Below are 1,153 nucleotides of genomic sequence, written 5' to 3'. Positions count from 1 at the left end.
TAATAATCGTCGCCCTTTTCCAGTTTAGAAATGGCCTGCAGGTTTGTTTTTGTTACATTGAGTTCGCTAAGTCTAAAATTATTGCTTGTAAAGCCCATCATTTTAAGATTAAAGGTTGGCTTGTACAGTTCATTGCGCAGGCTTGCCATGGTTTGCTTGCGCCTGAAAATAATAGCCTGTAGTTCATTTTCATAAGCTTTTTGTGCGTCGCCGGTCACTTCATTAATGTCTTCCATTGCGCCTTGGATGTCGTCGGTGTTCATAGCATCAATGGATTTTCGTAAAATGTCATTGGCATTTTGATGGGCGTCTTCGGTGTACTTGGCAAGGGCAAGGAGATCAGTGCGCAACGTGCTAATATCAATAAGACTCAATTTGATTTTTGCATAATAGTTAATGATCGCTCGGCAATCTTTTGCGATAAAAATATCAGGGTTAACAAGGTTAGCGGTAGTCATTTTATTTGCCTCTTTGAGTGTTATTATTCGATTATCGAATGTCTAATCTAAAGGCGTTAATCAGCGCCGTTGAGTTGTTTTCAACATTGCGCCAGTCAGCCAGTAACGCTTCAAGTTTTCGAACGAACAGGCCGAGAAGCGCATAATCAGCCCCGCTTCGGAATCGACTCAATGAGTCATCTATAAGAAAAATTACTGCCTCCCAGTGACTGTGGAGATGGGTGACGGTATTAATGGCTGGTGTCACTGCGTCATATAAGGAACCCATGCTGATATGGAGCGTCTGAAGGATACCTTTGAACTTGTCTCTTGACACTATTTGGTTAAGGGCGTCCTCTCTACGTTTTATCAGTTGGGCACCAGTGGCGCTTTTTTTGTCTCTTTCTATAACGGAAAGTGTCACAGCTAAGTCTTTCGCGAAGCCTAGAATCGTGCCCATGAAGGTTGGCTTTAATGTCACTTGAGTAGCAGAGTCCCCGAGCTTAAGGATTTCACGATGCAGGTTGGCAATTTCCGTATCCAACGCATCGGGATTCGAAAGCTGAATCATGGAACCGATCCAGGGTTCTACCTCACCGATCAATTTCCTTTTGAAGGTTTCAAGAGACTGCAACGCGCTGACGCTTCTTGTCTTCTTGTCAATAATCGATTTTTTGATGTAATTGACTGTTTGAATTAAGTCAGGAATGGTGCGC

Annotated in this window: 2 protein-coding genes; both read right to left on the bottom strand. The window is 43.0% G+C overall.

Going from position 1 to position 1,153, the window contains the following annotated elements:
- Positions 1-458: hypothetical protein (locus tag AC1DH9_RS29575; RefSeq protein WP_477809386.1), on the bottom strand; the 458-nt coding region annotated here is incomplete at its 3' end.
- A gap of 31 nt (positions 459-489) precedes the next feature.
- A partial coding sequence (locus AC1DH9_RS29570; RefSeq protein ID WP_477809385.1) for a hypothetical protein occupies positions 490-1,153 on the bottom strand: 664 nt, incomplete at its 5' end.

The sequence above is a fragment of the Pseudomonas sp. 05T35 genome (genome assembly GCF_056396605.1).
Note: the sequence above shows the minus strand (reverse complement) of the source record. Positions and strands in the feature narration are given on the sequence as shown.